The sequence below is a fragment of the Bacillus sp. NTK071 genome, from assembly GCF_017303315.1.
Lineage (GTDB): Bacteria > Bacillota > Bacilli > Bacillales > Guptibacillaceae > Guptibacillus.
On record NZ_JAFKOI010000002.1, the window covers coordinates 94,259 to 113,342 of the forward strand.

The 19,084-nt window shown below is 39.7% G+C and carries 23 protein-coding genes; 1 reads left to right on the forward strand and 22 read right to left on the reverse strand.

Features of this window, described 5'->3' with window-relative positions:
• Nucleotides 1–21: 21 nt before the first annotated feature.
• The 16 genes from JI666_RS04680 to JI666_RS04755 form a co-directional block, all read right to left on the reverse strand.
• Nucleotides 22–831: a histidinol-phosphatase gene (locus JI666_RS04680; protein ID WP_206889458.1), complete on the reverse strand. Its 810-nt coding sequence runs from the start codon at nt 829–831 to the stop codon at nt 22–24.
• 191 nt (nt 832–1,022) lie between these two features.
• Nucleotides 1,023–2,816, reverse strand: a complete 1,794-nt coding sequence (locus JI666_RS04685) for an ATP-binding protein (protein ID WP_206889460.1) — start codon at nt 2,814–2,816, stop codon at nt 1,023–1,025.
• Nucleotides 2,816–3,532, reverse strand: coding sequence for a response regulator transcription factor (locus JI666_RS04690; RefSeq protein WP_206889462.1), 717 nt, complete (start codon nt 3,530–3,532; stop codon nt 2,816–2,818). Before JI666_RS04690 ends, JI666_RS04685 begins: the two co-directional genes overlap by 1 nt.
• 131 nt (nt 3,533–3,663) lie before the next feature.
• Nucleotides 3,664–4,863 (reverse strand): c-type cytochrome biogenesis protein CcsB, encoded by a 1,200-nt coding sequence (gene ccsB, locus JI666_RS04695; RefSeq protein WP_206889464.1) that lies wholly within the window; start codon nt 4,861–4,863, stop codon nt 3,664–3,666.
• Nucleotides 4,864–4,896: 33 nt separating this feature from the next.
• Nucleotides 4,897–6,519 carry a cytochrome c biogenesis protein ResB gene (gene resB / locus JI666_RS04700; protein ID WP_206889466.1) on the reverse strand — a complete coding sequence of 541 codons (1,623 nt, stop codon included), beginning with the start codon at nt 6,517–6,519 and terminating at the stop codon, nt 4,897–4,899.
• A 12-nt stretch (nt 6,520–6,531) separates the two neighbouring features.
• A complete protein-coding gene (locus JI666_RS04705) occupies nt 6,532–7,059 on the reverse strand; it encodes a thiol-disulfide oxidoreductase ResA (RefSeq protein WP_206889468.1) in 528 nt (175 codons plus the stop codon).
• Between the two features lie 65 nt (nt 7,060–7,124).
• On the reverse strand, nt 7,125–7,862 hold the full coding sequence (locus JI666_RS04710) for a pseudouridine synthase (protein ID WP_206890357.1): 738 nt from the start codon (nt 7,860–7,862) through the stop codon (nt 7,125–7,127).
• A gap of 144 nt (nt 7,863–8,006) precedes the next feature.
• Nucleotides 8,007–8,528 carry a spore maturation protein gene (locus tag JI666_RS04715; protein ID WP_206890359.1) on the reverse strand — a complete coding sequence of 174 codons (522 nt, stop codon included), beginning with the start codon at nt 8,526–8,528 and terminating at the stop codon, nt 8,007–8,009.
• Complete coding sequence (locus tag JI666_RS04720; protein ID WP_206889469.1) at nt 8,522–9,115, reverse strand: nucleoside recognition domain-containing protein; 594 nt, start codon at nt 9,113–9,115, stop codon at nt 8,522–8,524. The genes JI666_RS04715 and JI666_RS04720 overlap by 7 nt, the downstream gene beginning before the upstream one ends.
• Nucleotides 9,108–10,271: a D-alanyl-D-alanine carboxypeptidase family protein gene (locus JI666_RS04725; protein WP_206889470.1), complete on the reverse strand. Its 1,164-nt coding sequence runs from the start codon at nt 10,269–10,271 to the stop codon at nt 9,108–9,110. The genes JI666_RS04720 and JI666_RS04725 overlap by 8 nt, the downstream gene beginning before the upstream one ends.
• 66 nt (nt 10,272–10,337) lie before the next feature.
• Nucleotides 10,338–10,886 carry an isoprenylcysteine carboxyl methyltransferase family protein gene (locus JI666_RS04730; RefSeq protein ID WP_206889471.1) on the reverse strand — a complete coding sequence of 183 codons (549 nt, stop codon included), beginning with the start codon at nt 10,884–10,886 and terminating at the stop codon, nt 10,338–10,340.
• Nucleotides 10,887–10,889: 3 nt separating this feature from the next.
• Nucleotides 10,890–11,981, reverse strand: coding sequence for a type III polyketide synthase (locus JI666_RS04735; protein WP_206889472.1), 1,092 nt, complete (start codon nt 11,979–11,981; stop codon nt 10,890–10,892).
• Nucleotides 11,982–12,104: 123 nt separating this feature from the next.
• Entirely contained in the window at nt 12,105–12,455 is a 351-nt protein-coding gene (locus tag JI666_RS04740) for a hypothetical protein (protein ID WP_206889473.1), read from the reverse strand.
• A gap of 29 nt (nt 12,456–12,484) precedes the next feature.
• Nucleotides 12,485–13,069, reverse strand: coding sequence for an SMC-Scp complex subunit ScpB (gene scpB / locus JI666_RS04745; RefSeq protein ID WP_206889474.1), 585 nt, complete (start codon nt 13,067–13,069; stop codon nt 12,485–12,487).
• Nucleotides 13,066–13,812: a segregation/condensation protein A gene (locus JI666_RS04750; protein WP_206890361.1), complete on the reverse strand. Its 747-nt coding sequence runs from the start codon at nt 13,810–13,812 to the stop codon at nt 13,066–13,068. The genes scpB and JI666_RS04750 overlap by 4 nt, the downstream gene beginning before the upstream one ends.
• Before the next feature lie 299 nt (nt 13,813–14,111).
• Nucleotides 14,112–14,255: a hypothetical protein gene (locus JI666_RS04755; RefSeq protein WP_206889476.1), complete on the reverse strand. Its 144-nt coding sequence runs from the start codon at nt 14,253–14,255 to the stop codon at nt 14,112–14,114.
• A 129-nt stretch (nt 14,256–14,384) separates the two neighbouring features.
• Between JI666_RS04755 and JI666_RS04760 the strand changes: the two genes are divergently transcribed.
• Entirely contained in the window at nt 14,385–14,912 is a 528-nt protein-coding gene (locus JI666_RS04760; protein ID WP_206889478.1) for a DUF309 domain-containing protein, read from the forward strand.
• A gap of 24 nt (nt 14,913–14,936) precedes the next feature.
• Here JI666_RS04760 and JI666_RS04765 read toward each other — a convergent pair whose 3' ends face one another.
• The 6 genes from JI666_RS04765 to ribD form a co-directional block, all read right to left on the reverse strand.
• On the reverse strand, nt 14,937–15,299 hold the full coding sequence (locus JI666_RS04765) for a GNAT family N-acetyltransferase (RefSeq protein ID WP_136947324.1): 363 nt from the start codon (nt 15,297–15,299) through the stop codon (nt 14,937–14,939).
• A gap of 68 nt (nt 15,300–15,367) precedes the next feature.
• Entirely contained in the window at nt 15,368–15,505 is a 138-nt protein-coding gene (locus tag JI666_RS04770) for a hypothetical protein (protein WP_206889480.1), read from the reverse strand.
• Nucleotides 15,506–15,525: 20 nt separating this feature from the next.
• Complete coding sequence (gene ribH, locus JI666_RS04775; RefSeq protein WP_206889482.1) at nt 15,526–15,996, reverse strand: 6,7-dimethyl-8-ribityllumazine synthase; 471 nt, start codon at nt 15,994–15,996, stop codon at nt 15,526–15,528.
• A gap of 30 nt (nt 15,997–16,026) precedes the next feature.
• Complete coding sequence (locus tag JI666_RS04780; protein ID WP_206889484.1) at nt 16,027–17,220, reverse strand: bifunctional 3,4-dihydroxy-2-butanone-4-phosphate synthase/GTP cyclohydrolase II; 1,194 nt, start codon at nt 17,218–17,220, stop codon at nt 16,027–16,029.
• Between the two features lie 22 nt (nt 17,221–17,242).
• A complete protein-coding gene (gene ribE / locus JI666_RS04785) occupies nt 17,243–17,896 on the reverse strand; it encodes a riboflavin synthase (RefSeq protein WP_206889486.1) in 654 nt (217 codons plus the stop codon).
• Nucleotides 17,896–18,981: a bifunctional diaminohydroxyphosphoribosylaminopyrimidine deaminase/5-amino-6-(5-phosphoribosylamino)uracil reductase RibD gene (gene ribD, locus JI666_RS04790; protein WP_206890363.1), complete on the reverse strand. Its 1,086-nt coding sequence runs from the start codon at nt 18,979–18,981 to the stop codon at nt 17,896–17,898. The genes ribE and ribD overlap by 1 nt, the downstream gene beginning before the upstream one ends.
• Nucleotides 18,982–19,084: the final 103 nt, after the last annotated feature.

Genomic DNA, 19,084 nt, shown 5'->3' on the forward strand with positions numbered 1-19,084 from the left:
CAATAGCTCTTGTTCTTTTTGCTATAGAGAAATCGATTTACGCTCCCCTTGCTGAAATGTCATTAATTTAGAGTATCCAACAGATTTCGCCAGGTCCACAGCTTTGTCATAATCCGCCCCTACATCTCCTGGAACATGAGCATCTGATGAAAGGACAATAGGAATGTCTTTTTCAAAACACATTTTAAGAAGATCTGGGTCAGGATATAATTCACCTACTGGCTTTCGTAATCCTGCCGTACTAATTTCTACACATGTTTTTGAATTAGACAAAGCATTTGTTGCGCGATCGTACTGTTCTAGAAGAAAATCTCGATTGTCGGGCTTATACTTAAAGATTTTAACAAGATCAAGGTGCCCAACAATATCAAATAAATTTGATTCGGCAAGTGTAACTACTTGATCAAAATACTTACGGTAAACAGTATGAATATCCCTCTCGTCCCATAAATGACGATATTCAGCTAAATCAATGCCAAAATCCTCGACCCAATGGATCGAACCAATAACGTAATCGAACTTGTAATTGGAAATAAAGTCTCTCATTTCAGTGTGTTTACCAGGTGTATAGTCCATTTCAATCGACATTTTAACGTCCATGCCCTGTTCTTCCGCTTGTTGAAAGAGATTGACGTACTGATCCATGTTATACCACCTTCGCTGATTCACCCATGGGTTACTTAAAATGTTCTCAGTCTCATAGAAGTGATAAGCATGTTCTGAGATACCAAAGTGGCTAACGTTTTTCCGTTTAGCTTCTTCAACAAATTGTGATAAATAATCTAATGTGAGTGTTCCTTTTTCAAGATGATTATGATAGTCAGTATACAAAATGTCAGCTCCTTTATCGAACTAGTTTGACAGTTCCCACTACAATTGTACCGCATAAATTGAACTTTAGCATACCACTTCCCATTCTTTATTCATCTTCAAATTAGGAGGAAAGTAAAAAAGCTCCTGAGATACACTCAGGAGCTAAACTACTCGTTCGACAACTTTCAACAAATAACGGGTGGTGCCTGTCACTCGTCAGCTTGATCAGGGATAAAGAAAGAGAAAACAGTGCCTTCTCCGTTTTTGCTGTGTACTGATATTTGGCCACGATGGGATTCCACAATATTTCTGGCAATTGCAAGGCCAAGGCCAGTTCCGGATCTTCCTCTTGTCCTAGCTTTATCAGCTTTATAGAATCGTTCAAATACGAATGGTAAATCATCCTCTGGAATACCAGATCCTGTATCTTTCACATTGAACTGCACACCTTTTTCAAGTGACGTAATAAGCAAACTTACTTCGCCGTCGTTCGGTGTATGCCTTACTGCATTATCCAATAAATTTGTAAGTACTTGTTCAATACGATCAGGATCGATCATTAACATTCGGTCAGGATTCGATAAATGAAATTTCAACTCGACTTCTCTATCTCGAGCAAGACCTGAGAATTTCCTTACAATTCTCTGACCAAAATCTTGAAGATGAATGTTACTATAATGCAGTTCGTTGTGTCCTGCTTCCATTCTAGCAAGGTCAAGTAACTCATTCACAAGTCTACCCATCCGCAATGATTCGTCATAAATAATCTGAGCAACTTCTTTCTTTTCCTCATCACTACTTGCGATATCATCTACAATCGCTTCACTATAGCCTTGTAGCATAGCAATTGGTGTTCTTAGCTCATGCGATACATTCGCTATGAAATCCTTCCTCAGCTTATCGAGACGTCTTTCCTCTGTCATATCGCGAAATACTGCAACAGCTCCACGAATAGCCGACTGATTATAAAGTGGGGTCATTACCACCACCCAGCTTCTACCCTGTAATTCGACTTCAGTAAGCTGTTCACGTTCAAGCATGACAACAAGACTAAACAACTCGTTTATGTCCTCAGGAATCTCTGTACCCGGTTGCTCATCCATACCTTGCTCGTAATACCACGCTTTCAGAAAACGTTCCGCAGGTGGATTTGTGCTAAGAATAGCCCCAGTTTTATCAAAAGTGATGACACCATCTGCCATACTGCTTAATATACTAGCAAGCTGCTCTTTTTCTTGATTCAGTGCTGTTACATAGTTGTTCAGCTGGCGTGCCATACGATTGAAGGCTATGGATAACTCACCAATTTCATCGTGAGTTACCATCGGCACTTTTGTATCGAATTTCCCTTTTGCAACTTGTGTAGCAGCTTCTCTCATCTTTAAGAGTGGTGCCGTGATTCGAGTTGATAAGAAGAATGCAAAGATCGTAGTTAAAACGATCGCAATACCTGCTGCTATGTATATTAAATTACGTGCCTGTCCTGTTGTTTTTGCAATTACATCAAGAGATTGATATAGAAATACTGCTCCATGATCTTCTCCATCTATTTGCATAGGAACACCAACAACTAAAAGTTCATTAGAGGATGTTGCTTCTGTTTTCGTTTCAAAGTTACCTTGTTTGACAACTGTTTCTCCATCTGTAAATACATCCTTTAGAACAGGATCTTCTTTAAAAACGTCTAATGAGATTCGTGGGAGCCCGTGCGCATTAGGGGAATACCACAGGCCTTCATTAGCCTCTTCATTTTTAATGATCATCACTCTCGTAGGATAAAAGTCAGTAATCTCCCACGCTGTATCAAGCGCTTGGTCGCGATCATCGTATCGTTCAATAACTGAAGCTACTTTATCCGCTAGTCGCTCCATTTGCTCTGCTTCTTTCTCAACATGAAAATCTTCAAAAAACTGAAGCAAAAGGATGGTTAAAATCGAAAGTACAAATGCAACTAGTAAAATAATTGTAAGCCAAAGCTTACCAACTACACTTCTCCAAATCATTACTCTTTTACTGCCTCAAACTTATACCCAACTCCCCATACAGTCGAGATCATAGACGCAGCATTAGGTGATACCTTATTTAATTTTTCTCTTAGGCGCTTAACATGGGTATCTACTGTGCGAAGATCTCCAAAAAACTCGTAGTTCCAAACATCTTTAAGTAGTTCTTCTCGAGAAAACACTTTATCAGGTGCTTTCGCAAGATAGTAAAGGAGCTCATATTCTTTCGGTGTTAAATTGATAATTTCATCTTCTGCGAGTACCCGATGTGCATCGTGATCAATTGTTAAATAAGGAAAAACAATCACATTTTTAGTCGTTGTTTCCGTTTGTAGAAACTTGGTTGTTGATGATCTTCTGAGAAGTGCCTTCACCCGAAGAACGACTTCTCTCGGACTAAATGGTTTTGTAATATAATCATCCGCGCCCACTTCAAATCCTTGAACACGATTGGCTTCTTCTCCTTTGGCTGTCAACATAATAACTGGCGTCGCTTTTTGCTCGCGCATTTGCTGACAAACTTCAATGCCATCCATACCTGGGAGCATTAAATCCAACAAGATAAGATCAAAATCATCTTCTGTTGCGATCTCAAGTGCTTCTTCTCCATTTTCTGCTTCTTTAATTTCATAATTTTCTCTTTCAAGATACATGCGCAATAACTTTCTGATACGCTCTTCATCATCTACAACTAAAATTCTTGCATCTTTTTCCAAGAAGATTCCCTCCTACAATAGCTCATGTCTTCTATTCTACCACGTATAAAGCTTTCTAGACCAGTCATGAGGAAACCGCATACACTTATAAATGACAAAAAAACCCTCACTACTCGTGAAGGTTTTCAGTACTATGCATATGAATGTAGTCCAGAAATAACGAGGTTAACAACCACGAGATTTAACATAATAATAACGAACCCTACAACAGCAAGCCATGCTGACTTCTCTCCTTGCCATCCACGTGAAAGACGAAGGTGAAGATATGCTGCATAGAATAAAAAGGTAACAAGGGCCCAAACTTCTTTTGGATCCCATCCCCAGAAACGGGTCCAGGCAGCTTGCGCCCAAATCATAGCGAAAATAAGGGCTCCAAGCGTGAAAACAGGGAATCCAATTGCCACTGCACGATACTGAATTTCATCGACCAATTCTTCATTAACGTTTTTCAAAGCAGGTTGAATAGCTGCACCAATTCGTTTGCGAAGAATGAGACGAATTAAGCCATATAACACTAGACCGCCTAGTATAGACCAGATTAAGGTGTTAAGCTTATGAGCAGCCTTCTCGCCTTTCATCCAAGCTGGAGCCTCTAAAAGCGGGCCAAATTCATTTCCGCTAACGTAGCTACCATCTGTTGGTCCAGTTAATGCTGGTAAGGTATACTCAACTGTAATTTGCTGCTCGTTTTGATCAACAAACTCATAAGTTGAAGAGTAACCAGCAGCTTCAAATCCTAACGATAGAATAACGAATGCAACTGTACTAATCAGTGTATACATGACGACTTCTAGCCAAAAAGTAGATTTGCTCGCTTTCTCTTGATTAACTGTACGAACAAGATAGACAAGTCCAGCTGCGAAACTAATCGACAGAATGCCTTCGCCTAGAGCTGCAGTCGTTACATGAATTTTAAGCCAGTTACTTTGTAATGCTGGAATCAAAGGCTGAATTTCAGATGGAAACACACTAGCATAAGCAATGACGATGATGGCAACTGGCATTGCAAATAAGCCGATGACATTACTTTTGTAAATCAAATAAATAATCAAGAAAGCAAAAACCATTGCCATTCCAAAAAATGTAGTAAATTCAAAAAGGTTACTAACAGGTGCATGCCCTGCAGCAATCCACCTCGTAATAAAATAGCTCAGTTGAAATAGAAAACCAACTGCAGATAACGTAAAACCCCACATTCCCCACTTCCTTGAATGGGTAGCTTCATCTGATTTTCTCCATTTCTTACCGAATAATGAAATAGCGAAAACAATGCTTGCAGCAAAATAGATGAAGAAAGCAATATAAAGCAAGTTACTACTAAGTTGAGCCATCTTATCCGCCTCCCTTCGTGCTATAAAAATCTATTATTTTTGTTCAGATTGATCGAGCGGCATTTGAAGACCCGTTTGATCTGTCACACCTTCAAGCTCTCGCTTAAGTCCATACCAATTCTTATTCGTATGACTCGCTAGCCAAATTTCATTGTCTTTTCTACGCACCCAAATACGACGGTGATTCCAGTACATCCCCTGGATAACACCGATCATAAAGATCGCTCCACCTATAGCAAGAATCCATAGCGTATTGTCTTTACGAACGACAAGACCCGATACATTCTTTGTATCAACATTCTGGAAGGACATCTTGTAATCATTCTCACCAAGAGGTTCTAGATTCTGCTTGATCGCAACAAATGCCACTTCACCATCTGGATGTTCAGGAGAAATCATATTAAGAATAAATGCTGGGTTATTCGGAACTTTAGACTTAGTTGTGGGTTCTCCTTTATCATTGAATTCGAAGTCAGGAAAATAGTCCATTACCTCTACTCGATAACCATCTTTAAGCTCATATTCTTTCTCAGGATTATAAAGATTAACTGTGAGTTCACCTACCGGCTTATCAGTCTCCTTATTATCCATTGTAAACGTCATACTTTGAAGCTCATTTAACTTGTAATCAACTTGATAGATTGCATAACCATCAAATTTAAGTGGCTTATTTACTTGAATTGGATGCTCTTTAATCTTTTCAAGTTCAGGATCCGTTCCTGCTATTCGCTCGCCAACTTGCTTATAAAGCACTGCATCCGTTTGATAGTTTTTGGCAACAGCTGCTTGTCCAGACGCTTCAATAGCATCCTTGAATTTGGCGTCGTTATTGTCATAGGTTTCGAGAATAAACCCATCACTTTTTAAATAGTAGGCTTCTTCTGTTCCCTTAATTTTCTCAGTTTCTCCTTCACGTAGCCAGAGTACCTCATCAACATACATACCTGGGAAGAAACGAAGCATTCCACCAATTAGAAATAGAATAAGTCCAATATGGTTAACATAAGGGCCCCATCTTGAAAACCGATTTTTCTCGGCGAACAAATGACCGTCTTCTTCTTTTACATTGTATCTTTTCTTCTGCAAAGCTTCTTTGATATTCGATAATTCAACTTTGTTGTCTGGATTCTCAGTTATACCGAAATATTTCTGACGCTTCATAAAGCTCTCATGTCGAATAACACGCTGTTTTTTAAGTGCACGATATAGTGGAACAAATCGATCAAGACTTGCAACTATTAACGACAAACCGAGAGCTGCAATTAATAGCATGTACCACCAAGAGCCGTATAGATTATGAAATCCAAGATCATAATATAGTTGTCCTAGTATACCGTATTGTTCCTCATAATAGACTGTAGGATCAGACAGCGGTGGTATGTACATTTGCTGAGGAAAAATCGTTCCAATTGCAGAAGCAACGAGAAGAAGGACAATAATCCATATCCCTACTTTTACAGAAGAAAAGAAATTCCATATTTTATCGATTATAGTCGTTTTATAAGTTTGAGATCTACGAGCGCTTCCCTCATATCTCATATTAAGAAGTTTATTAGATTTCAAATCTCCCTGGAGCGGCTTACCACATACTTCGCATATCTCAGTTCCATAAGGGTTAACATGTCCGCATTCACAGGTGATGTTTTTGTCGCTCATTGGAACACCCCGTTACGGTTGGATTTGCTTCATATAGTCATCGATTACTTCTTCAGACAAGCTAGCTTGTGTCTTTCTGATGACTTGGCCGTCTTTGTCAATTAAGAATGTAACTGGAATTGGCCCAACTCCATAGTGATTTGTTACATCGTTACTTTTATCTAGCAGTACAGAAAAACTTAGCTTATAGCGATCTACGAAACTTTCCGCAGTCAATTTCGGCTCTGATACATTAACTGCAAGAATCTCTACGCCTTTGTCTTTATACTCTTTGTACTTCTTGTCCATTGCAGGCATTTCATCCTTACACGGCTCACAGTATGTTGCCCAGAAGTTAAGAAATACACCTTTTCCTCTATAATCTTCAAGCTCTACTTCATTTCCTTCAAGGTCAGTCAAAATAAAGTTAGGGGCTTGATCCCCGGCCTGTACGATTCCGCTTTCATTTGCGAAAAAGTTTGTATAGAACGTATAGCCGACTGCTATAAAGACAATCGCCAATATAACAGTCCGCACGATCAGCCGGTTTTTTTTGTTCATTTAAACCAACTCCAATCAAACTAAGCAATACTACTCTCACTATAACGTGCTGTTAGGGTGTCAACTTATCGCTTTTTTGACTTTTGTGTGACAGCTTGATTACGGAGCTGTTTAACTTCGTATGGTTTCAACTCACGATAATCTCCAGGATTCATTCCTGTTAACTCAAGAAAACCATAGCGTTCTCTCTTTAGCTTCTGTACAGGGAAACCAATTGCTTCGAACATTCTTCGCACCTGTCGATTTTTACCTTCGTGAATCGTCAGTTCTACAATCGATTTCTCTTTTTGTTTATCCACTGACAGAATTCGTGCACGTGCCTTAGACGTTTTACCATCTTCAAGCTGCACGCCTCTTTCAAGCTTTTGAATCGTTTCTTTGTTCATAAGACCTTTTACTTTAGCTACATATACCTTATCTACATGATAGCTTGGGTGCATGAGCTTATTTGCAAAGTCTCCATCATTTGTTAGAAGAAGAGCACCTGATGTATCATAATCAAGTCTTCCTACAGGGAAAACCCTCTCTTCAATTTCATGGAAATAATCTGTTACTGCCTTTCTTCCTTTATCGTCTTCAACCGCTGAAATGACTCCTGTCGGTTTATAGAACAAAAAGTAAACCGGCGCTTCACGTTCTACCTGAATACCGTTCACTTCAATTTTACAACGATCAGAAACTTTCGTACCGAGTTCAGTAACGACTTTACCGTTAACTTTAACTCTTCCTTCTTCAATTAATCCTTCTGCTTTCCGTCTGGAAGTAACTCCAGCTTGAGCAATTACCTTTTGTAAACGTTCCATCATATTCACCTCACTAAAACATCATACTCTTGTCGTAGTCAAACCTCAAGTACAGATTCATTCTATCATTTATTATGCTCAAACCAGAATCCTGCAAACCCTTTGTTAAAATCAAAAAAAGCCACCGCTTTTTTACGGTGGCCATCATCCAAAAACAATGGTGACAAAAACGATTGCTGCAATCATTCCTACTAGATCAGCCAACAACCCAACTTTCAAAGCGTTCCCCATTTTCCTAATACCTACAGCACCAAAATAAACAGTAAGGATATAGAGGGTTGTATCAGTGCTACCTTGCATAGTTGATGCTAACCTTCCTATAAATGAATCAGGTCCATATGTGCTAATAATATCAGTTGTCATTGCTAAAGCGCCCGTACCTGAGATTGGACGTATCAGTGCGAGTGGGACAATTTCTGTCGGTATACCTATTGCGTCAAATGGTGCTTTAAGTAGACCACTTAAAAATGCCATTGCTCCAGATGCTCGAAAAACAGAAATAGCTACCATCATGCCTACTAGATAAGGAACGATTGAGAAAGCAATTGAAAGACCTTCTTTTCCACCTTCCACAAACACTTCGTAGGTTGGTACTTTCTTCCACGTTCCATAAGCAAGGATAAAGCCAATTAACAAGGGGATAATCCAAATCGAAATGTTCACGATTTAATTCCCCCTTTGCTTTTTCTATTAAAAAGCCGATCAATCATTAACGCACCTATTGTGGAACAAGCCGTTGCAGCAATAGTAGTACCTACGATTTCTGTAGGTGAAACGGAACCATACTTCATTCGAATTGCAATCACACTCGTAGGTATTAACGTTAAGCTAGATGTGTTGAGTGCTAATAGAGTAATCATTGATCTCGAAGCATGATCTTTCATATCGTTCAGTTTTTTTAATTCCTCCATAGCTTTTATACCCATTGGTGTAGCCGCATTCCCTAGTCCAAACATGTTAGCGATCATATTGGATAGGATATAACCCATTGCAGGATGTTCTGTCGGCACTTCAGGAAAAAGCTTTCTAGCAACTGGTTTAAACCAACGCGCCATGACTTCAAGTAGTCCAGCTTTTTGGGCGATCTTCATTAAACCAAGCCAGAAAACAAGAACACTGAGTAGACCAATACAAACAGCAATTGCTTCTTCAGCACCACTAAAAATAGCTTTGTTTACTTCTTCCATTGTCCCGTTTATGAACGCAAAGATGATGCCGATAAGAAATAAAGCAACCCAGATGATATTAACCATTGAGATCACGTCCGGAATCTAGAGAGAATAGATTTCTAAAGAATCCCCAAAATCCTTTTGGTTTTTTCTCAACAGCTTCATAAGTAAGAGGAGCTTTAATTAGGGTTTCGTTATTTAGTGTGACTTTGTATAAACCGATTGGATTTTGAAAAGAATCTGGCTTATCCCAATCACTTTTCTCTGGAGGTTTTGCAAGCTGTATTGTTGACTCAATGCTGTCTTTTTCCTCTTCAGTTAATGGATATAGTAGATCCCTATTTAACTTCACCCTACCCTTGTAAGGCTCCTCCTTCAGATCCTTAAGGACGCCTTTAGATTGCAATAAGGTAAGCTCATAATTCTTATATCCAAAGTTGAACATTGAAATATGATCATTCCAATCGCTCGGAGCATCAAGTGTTACCGCAATCAGATTCATTCCATCACGTTCTGCTGTTGAAACAAGGGTACGTTTCGCTCTCTTTGTATAGCCCGTCTTTCCACCGGTTGAATCTTCATATAAACCTGTTAATAGTTTATTTTTGTTCCGCCACACATAATCCCAGTCTTCTTTCTCGTTGGGAGCTCTATGTACCTTAGTCCCAGATATGACCTGATAAATTTCATTATTCATAGCATACTGAGTTAATAAAGCCATATCATATGCTGTGGAAAGGTGATTCTCATGATCATCAAGTCCATGAGGATTGGCAAAAACAGTATTAGACATCCCAATCTCTTCTGCCTTTTGATTCATCAGACTTACAAAACCCTCAAGACTTCCTCCAACTGCTTCTGCAATAGCAACTGCTGCATCATTACCAGAACGGAGCATAAGCCCATAAACCAGATTCTCGAGCTTTATTTTTTCGCCTTCTTTTAAATAAAGTGACGATCCTTCTGTTCCTGCAGCCCTTGAACTTACAACAACCATATCATCTAATTTCCCTGACTCAATCGCTAGAATTGCTGTCATAATTTTTGTTATGCTTGCTATCCTTCTTTGTGTATAAGCGTCTTTCTCGTAAAGCACTCGTCCGGTTTCTTGTTCCATTAGGATGGCACTTCTAGCTGAGACACCAACACCTTCTCCTGAAGCATTTCGAGGAATCATAAGAAACAGCAGAGCTGCTATCAAAATAAAGACGCCAATTTTTGTATGCAACGATTTGATCATGCCATCCACGTCCCTTAAGCTCCGTATTTGTACAAGTCTATGAGGAGGAGACGTTGGATATGTATATCAATTATTGGTTGGTTCAGTAAAAACATCTGTATAATTCGTTACTTCTTTTAACGCTTTCTCTTCAGCTGGAATACGAACCTTTAATAGTAATCCAGCATTTAAAAATGTGAAAACAATGGCAGTCCAATACGAAGAAAAGATAAGGGGAAGAGATAAGATTTCTAACGCTACAATCACGTAATTAGGGTGTCGTATAAAACGATACGGCCCTTTAGCAACAACGCTTGCTTTAGGCAACACGATAATTTTAGTGTTCCAGAACTTTCCTAGAGACCTGATTGTCCAAACTCTTAACAACTGTGCTAACAGAAATATTCCAAGCATTACTGTCCAAATTAATGAAAGAGTGAAACCGCGAAGAGCTGTTTCTACCGCAACAGCAAGTAGAAAACCAATGTGCAACATAACAATGTATTTGTAGTGGTCTTCTCCGCATTCTATTGCACCTCGATCCTTCATCCACTTTTCATTTTTTCTAGCAAGTATAAGTTCACCTGCCCTTTGCACAATAAGAAGTATAAACACCAATGTAAAGAGAAAAACCATAGATTACGCCCCTTCTTTCCATTCTAGGAGTAATAACTCTGAACAAAAGCCAGGACCAAGAGCAGCCATTAGGCCATTGGCACCCGTTTCGCACCCATTTCTCAGGAATTGATCCAATACATAAACGATTGTAACAGAGCTCATGTTGCCGAATTGTCTTAGTACCTCGCGTGATATAGCGGTCATTGACTTCTCTAAACCCAGCGCCTCTTCATAAGCTGTTAACACTTTTGTACCTCCCGGGTGCGCAATAAAATAGTCAATATCTTCAGGGACTTTATTCTGTGATGTAAGGAATTCCTTAACGTTAGGTTCAAGCCATGTCGAAACAATTAATGGAATGGATTTTGAGAAAACAACGTGTAACCCCTCGTTACTTACTTCCCATCCCATAACATCCTCAGAATCTTTCATAAGAGTGGACTTAACCGAAACGATAGCTGGTATATTGTTCATTTTCGAGTATTGGAGTAACGGTGATTTTTCACCAGTAACGAGCATACACGATACGCCATCAGCAAAAAGTGCTGTGCCTATTAAGTTGCTTTTGGAATAATCTCCATGTTGGAACGTTAAGCTACATAATTCTACATTCACAACAAGTACAGCTTCTTCGGGATGAGCCATGCAGTATTCATTTGCACGTGAAAGGCCTGATGCTCCTCCAGCACATCCAAGTCCCCAGATCGGAATACGCTTTGTGTGTGGTGAAAAAGGAAGGACATTCATAATTCTTGCTTCAATACTGGGAGTTGATATACCCGTAGTTGAGACAAAAAAGATCGCTGCCACATCACTACAATCTATTTCTCTCTCTAAATAAAAAGTATTGTTTAAACAATCTTTTATCGCTTCTGTAGCATAATCTACTGATAAAGCGATATACCGTTCATTTTTTTCTTCGAATGTCGGTCCACTACTATACCAATCCAACGGCATTGCAAAATATCGTGTATCAATTTCAGCACTCTGGAAAACTGGGAGAAGACGATCTATATCACGAAAGTGGTCACCAAATTGCTTTTTTGCAAAAGCTGCAGCCTCTGACTGTTGAAGACAATGTGGAAGAAGATGTTTTCCGATCGATAAAATCATTCCGCTTAGCTCCTTTAGCTACTCTTTTTAAGTAGTTTGAGAAATGATGGGTACTTTTATACAAGAAATGATAGGAAGGGAAGATCTCAGAAACAAGAAAAGAGATGCCTCTGAAGGCATCTCTTATATGTGATAAAAACCATTTAATTTCACTTCCTGAACGATTTCAAGGAGCTTTGATAAATCGGCTTTTTCTAATGCTAGTAGAAACTCAGACTCGTCGCTTATATAAAGTCGTTTTCTCCCCGTGTAGCTAGGCAACAGATTGAGGGCTACCACTTCATGGACCGGCGACTCAGCAATCCACACCCCCACCTCTTTTGCACGTAACGCAAAAATAGCAGGGTAGAGCACATAGAAAGTTTTCTGATTGCCAGCTTCTTCGTATGTCACTGAGGATCGAACAAATGAATCTTCAGGTGAATTAGAACGTTCCTTCTCAAGCTGTTCGTAAGCTATATGAGTTAACCGCAAGTATAGCCCTCCTTATGAAAAACCAGTTACTATTCTTTACTTGGAATTTCCTGGAATTTCTCGAAAAATAGATCTGCTTCATCATCTTCTGTTTCCTCACTGCCATCTGGCAATGGAGGCAGCTCATTAATGGTACTCAGTCCAAAATGAAACAGAAACTCTCTTGTTGTTCCATACAGTATCGCTCTACCAGCCTTCTCAGCTCTTCCAGCTTCTTTAATCAGCAACTTACTCATTAAAGTTTGCAGTGGTTTATCTGTTTTGACTCCACGAATTTCCTCAATTTCCACTCTTGTGATTGGCTGTTTGTAGGCAATGATGGCTAGCGTTTCAAGGGCAGCTTGAGACAATGAGTGATTTCCAGGTTTATCGATTAATTTTTCAATAAAAGGAGCGTTTTTGGCATTTGTCGTAAGTTGATAGCCACCACCAATAAATGCTATTCTAAATCCGCGATCTCTATCATCATATTCCTGTTGTAAGTCATTTAACGCATCCAGAAGTGTCTCTTCTTCTAGTGATATCGTTTCTGAGAGATCTTTAACTGTAATTCCCTCGTCACCTACCACAAATAAGAGACTTTCGATAATGCTCTTTACTTCTTCTTTCGTCACTCCGAGACCTTCCCTTCACGTTCAAAAATCATAATTTCTCCAAAATTCCGATCTTGCTCACACGCCACATCTCTCGTTTTCATTAACTCTAGAACTGCAAGAAATGTCACAATCATATGCCCGCGATCTTCTTCCCCGAATAGATCTATAAATCGCCTTCTGCCTTTTCCATGTAACTGCTTCCGAATATCATTCATTCGTTCTTCAATTGATATATCTTGTCCTTGAATTCTAGTTCGCTTCGGTTTTTTCTCTTTCACTCGCCGAGACATTTTCTGAAATGCTGCAAGCATATCATAAAGAGTGACATCCCCTATCGAAGTGTTACTATCTTCACGGCTATACTCACTTATATCAGCTGGAGGTCGTGAGTAAAGAAGACTGCGGCTACTTTCCTTTTCCTTTAAATCATTAGCTGCTTCTTTAAATCTTCTATATTCCACAAGACGCTGAACAAGCTCTTCACGTGGATCTTCATCGAAATCCATGTCTTCTTCAAGTAATTCTTCTTCTCTTTGAGGTAGTAGCATCTTACTTTTAATAGCTAACAGCGTTGCTGCCATTACGAGATACTCACTAGCTACATCCAATTGCAGTTCTTTCATTGTATGTATGAATGTTAAATATTGGTCTGTTATTTGCGAAACAGGGATATCATAGATATCCACTTCGTACTTATTAATTAGGTGTAGCAATAGATCCAATGGACCCTCAAATGCATCAACCTTAACACTATATTGCATCATGTCTTCATCTTCCTTTATCCTTGTACATCTCTTAACCGATTATATCATAGATGAATACACCCACGGTCAATAGAAATTCTTTAGAAAGTTAACAACTTTAGGAAGGCTCTTTTCGTAAACATTGTTGCTATAATAGTGGATTAATTTCCGCTCCAGGATGCTCGCTTTCCGCGGGACGGGCGGTGAGCCTCCTTCCGCTCCAATTAGCGTAGTGTAGTTTTTATGAAAATTTTTACAATAGCTTATAGAAAAGAGCCTTGAGGTAAAAGGAAAGACCGGGCTTTAACCCGGTCTTGTTATTGCTTTTGCTGGGAGAGGATACTTTGGATCACATTACCAGAATTCATTTTTGGGGATTTGTGATTTTGATAATAGCTGTACACTGCAGCACCTGCACTGATCGTTGCCAGTACAGACATCATTCCGTTTCCCTTGCCCATATGAAGCAACTCCCTGATTCGTATTGGTTCATAAGAACCATTCCTATTATGCTGCTTCTGACCGAAACCCATGCGCTTTATCATACCAACTTGAGTATGCTACACTACTTAAAGAAATGGAGGGACGACATGTATTCAGATGCCTACATTGAGTATTTAGTGCATTTCCATGGACTAAGAGATTACTTTGAATGTCACGAAATTCTCGAAGAGCACTGGAAAGAAGATCCTAGAGGTAAAAGAAAGCTTCACTGGGTAGGACTTATTCAGGTTGCAGTCGGGCTTTACCACCATCGCAGAAATAATTTCACAGGAGCAGAGCGGATGATCGCTAATGCAATGCGTATTATCACGAGTGAGCGAACCGAGCTCGAGAAGCTCTCCATTGATGTTGATCAGCTTCTTCTGGATTTATCTCATGAACATCACTTAATTAACTCGAAAGCTCCATATGCCGGTTTTGAAATTCCTATCGTAAGCAATGAACTTCTAGAAAAATGCCGTGCTCGGTGTACCGAATTAGGATGTAAATACGGAGATTCTAGTGATTTATCAAATGCGGACCTCGTACACAGACATTCCAGACGTGATCGCTCTGATGTCCTTGAAGAAAGAGACCAACAATATCGAATTAAACAGCAAAAAAGGAACGGCTAAGCCGTTCCTTTTCAAATAGAGAATTCATTTAATATTCTCTTCTAAATGGCATCGTTCAAAGAACGTACCTGTATATTCATTACCTTTTATATCAATCTCTTCACTTAGCATTTCACGAAGTGCTTCCACCATCTGCTTACCTATCCCTTGATGGCGATGAGAAGGGTTGACGCTAATATGCTTAAGCTCAACTTCATTATCATTGACCCACTCTATACCAAGTAAACCAATAATATCTTCCTCTTTCCAAAGAAAAAGCTGCCATGAATCCATTTCTTCATAGTCCTTAATCGATTGTTGCAATCGTTTAATGTCTTTTTCGTTTGGCATAAAGCTTAATAATCCCATCGCAATTTTCTCATGGGCTTTCTTATAACGAATTAGCATGATTATCCCTCATTAAAGTAATTCTTGGCTCGCCGTTTATATAACTATTCAAGGAACGAATAAAATGTTCACAATAATCTACGGACAAGCGCAGCGAGCATGATGATCGCAATGACCACACATATACGAATCAACCATTTTTCTTGATCTTTTCCTGGCTTCAAAAGTAGAACTCCCTTGCCTTTATCGAACACCATACTCATCATAGCCAAAAATCACCTGATAATCAACCTTCAAATGATTTTGATAAATTCGCCATTTCGATTGCAGCTGTTGCAGCATCCCAGCCTTTATTACCCGCTTTTGTTCCAGCTCGTTCTACCGCTTGCTCAATTGTATTTGTTGTTAACACGCCAAAGATAACAGGAATACCAGATTGCATCGTTAAGTTTGCTACACCTTTTGAGACTTCACCACACACATAGTCGAAGTGAGGCGTCGCGCCACGAATAACGGTTCCAAGCGTAATAATTGCGTCATAGCGCCCAGTATCAACCATTTTTTTGGCAGCAAAAGGGATTTCAAAAGCCCCTGGCACCCATGCAATATCAATGTTTTCTTCTGATAATCCGTGCCTTTTTAAAGCGTCCTCTGCACCTCCTAGAAGCTTACTGGTAATAAATTCATTAAACCTTCCTACTACAATACCCACTTTTAGACCAGATCCAACCAAATTTCCTTCAAATAATTGTCCCATATTGAAAAACCTCCTTGTTTTGTTTATTACTTAGAAATGGAGCATGTGCCCTAGCTTGCTATGTTTTGTCTTTAGATAACGTTCATTTTCTTTTCTCGAAGGCATTTGCAAAGGAACACGTGCAGTTACCTCAAGACCGTATCCGGTTAGTCCTGCTATCTTTCTCGGATTATTTGTGAGCAGGTTCATTTTTGATATCCCTAAATCTCGTAGAATTTGGGCTCCAATTCCATAATCTCTTAGGTCTGGCTTGAAGCCAAGCTTCTCATTTGCCTCAACGGTATCATAGCCTTGCTCCTGAAGTTTATATGCTTTCATTTTATTAAAGAGCCCAATGCCCCTACCTTCTTGTCTCATATAAAGCAAGACACCATGGCCTTCTTCTTCAATCTGAGCTAATGCTGCATGAAGTTGTGGTCCGCAGTCACATCGATATGAACCAAATACATCTCCTGTTAAACATTCAGAATGAACACGGACTAGCGTTGGCTCATCATGGAGAATTTCACCTTTAATCAGTGCAACATGTTCTTTTTGATCAAGAACATTTGAATATCCTACTGCTCGAAATGAGCCAAACTCTGTTGGAAGTTCAATTTCAACTTCCTTTTTAACTAGTACATCTTTCCGATTACGGTACTGAATTAAGTCTTTAATCGTAATCATCTTTAAATCAAATTCCTTTGCTATCTCAGCGAGATCTGGCACGCGTGCCATCTCACCATCTTCTTTCATTATTTCACATATAACCCCCGCAGGAGCTGAACCTGATAGTCTCGCTAAATCCACTGCCGCTTCAGTATGGCCGGCTCTTCTCAGAACACCGCCGTCTTTTGCGATAAGGGGAAAGATATGTCCTGGACGATTAAAATCAGCAGGTCTTGCATTTGGATCAATAAGCGCTTGAATGGTCGCAGAACGTTCTGCCGCTGAAATTCCTGTCGTCGTACTTATATGATCAACACTAACTGTAAATGCAGTCCCATGTGAGTCAGTATTATGATCAACCATAGGATTTAATTGCAGAGCCTGTGCGCGTTCATTGGTAATTGGCGCACATACAAGCCCCCGCCCCTTTGTAATCATGAAATTAATAGTTTCAGGTGTAACTTTATCTGCAAGTGCAACAAAATCTCCTTCGTTCTCACGATCCTCGTCATCACATACGATGACTACTCTTCCCTGCATTAAATCATAAATGGCTTCTTCAATTGTATGAAACATATCTGACCCTCCTGTTGCCTCATTATTTAAATCCATGCTCTTCATAGAACTGGCTACCAAGCGAAGCAGGTTCTTGTTTGGCCCCATTCCTTTGGTTTAAATATTTCATAATATATTTACCAAGCATATCGCATTCAATATTAACTTGCTCACCAACGCGCTTCCGACCGAGAACCGTCTCTTCAACTGTATGTGGAATGAGAGAGATCGTAAGAGAATGGTCACCTATTCCAAATACCGTCAAGCTTGTCCCGTCAATTGAAACTGAACCCTTTTCAACAAAATAAACGATAAGATCTCTTGGAATAGAAATATCGTAATACACTGCGTTCTCAACTTTTTCAACACGAGTGATTTCACCTACTCCATCTACATGTCCTGAGACAAAATGGCCACCAAAACGGCCATTAGCAGCCATAGCCCTCTCAAGATTAATAGAAGAATTAGGTCCAAGATGACGGAGTGCAGTTGATTTAAAAGTTTCAGGCATAATGTCTACAGTAAAAGTAGAATCTGTAAATGACGTTACGGTCAAACATACCCCGTTAATTGAAATACTATCTCCTAGATGTACGTCTTTTAAAACCGTGGTAGCAGCAATTTGCATGACAATGGATTCCCCTGCTTGCTGAACACTTTCTATCCTTCCGATTTCTTCAACAATTCCAGTAAACATTATGCATTCTCCTTTCGTGTTGCAATCACTCTAATATCTTCTCCAATTTGGTCTACACTCTCAACCGTCAAGTTGACTGCATCACTCATCATAGAAATGCCAGTTGCCCCAAATGAACTCGGTGCATCTCTCCCCCCAATTAACTTAGGTGCGAGGTATGTAATTACTTGTTGAAAGCATCCACTTTCAAGGAAACTTCCATGAACTTCTGAGCCACCTTCTACAAACAAAGAAGTAACGTTACGCTCCCCTAGGAGAACGAGCACTTCATCGATTGAAATCGAATCTAGTGACACCTCAATTAAATGAACGTGTTTTTGAAACTTGCGGTTATTTTTATTTAAAGCACTTGTAGTTGTCACAATCCAGGTTTCAGCAGAGTCATCAGTAAGTACTATTGAGTCGGATGGAATTCTAAGGTGATGATCAAGTACGATTCTAATAGGTGACAATCCCTCACCGAATCTTGTCGTTAACGATGGATTATCTGCAACGACTGTTCCAACCCCTACTAGAATAGCATCGTGAAGATGGCGAATAGAATGGACATCTTTTCTTGCTTCTTCTCCAGTAATCCACTTACTGTCTCTATTTCTAGTTGCTATTTTTCCATCAAGTGTAGTAGCTGACTTCAACGTTACATAAGGTCGTTTATGGGTGATGTAATGAAAAAACATTTTATTAAGCTTTAATGCTTCTTCTTCTTCGAGACCTACCTCAACAGTAACACCGGCTTTCCTTAATTTTGCTACTCCTCCTCCCGCTACAAGAGGATTGGGATCCTGACTAGCAATAAAAACCGATTTTATTCCTGCTTCAATAAGAGCGTCTGCACACGGAGGGGTTCGCCCGTGATGACTACATGGCTCAAGTGTAACGTAAGCAGTACCACCACTAGCTTCCTTCCCAGCCATTTTTAGGGCATGTACTTCTGCATGTCCCTCACCAGCTCTTAAATGGGCTCCCATACCGACGACACGCCCATTATTAACAATAATTGCTCCGACGGCTGGATTAGGATTCGTCTGACCAAGAGTGGTTCTAGCCATACTAATTGCAGTTTTCATATAATCTAAATGATTCATACGATCGACTCCTGTGTCACTCTCCAATAATGGTGATGAGAAAGACATAAAAAACCTCCCAAACAACAGTCAGGGAGGTAAAAAGCATATGCCAAATAAACCT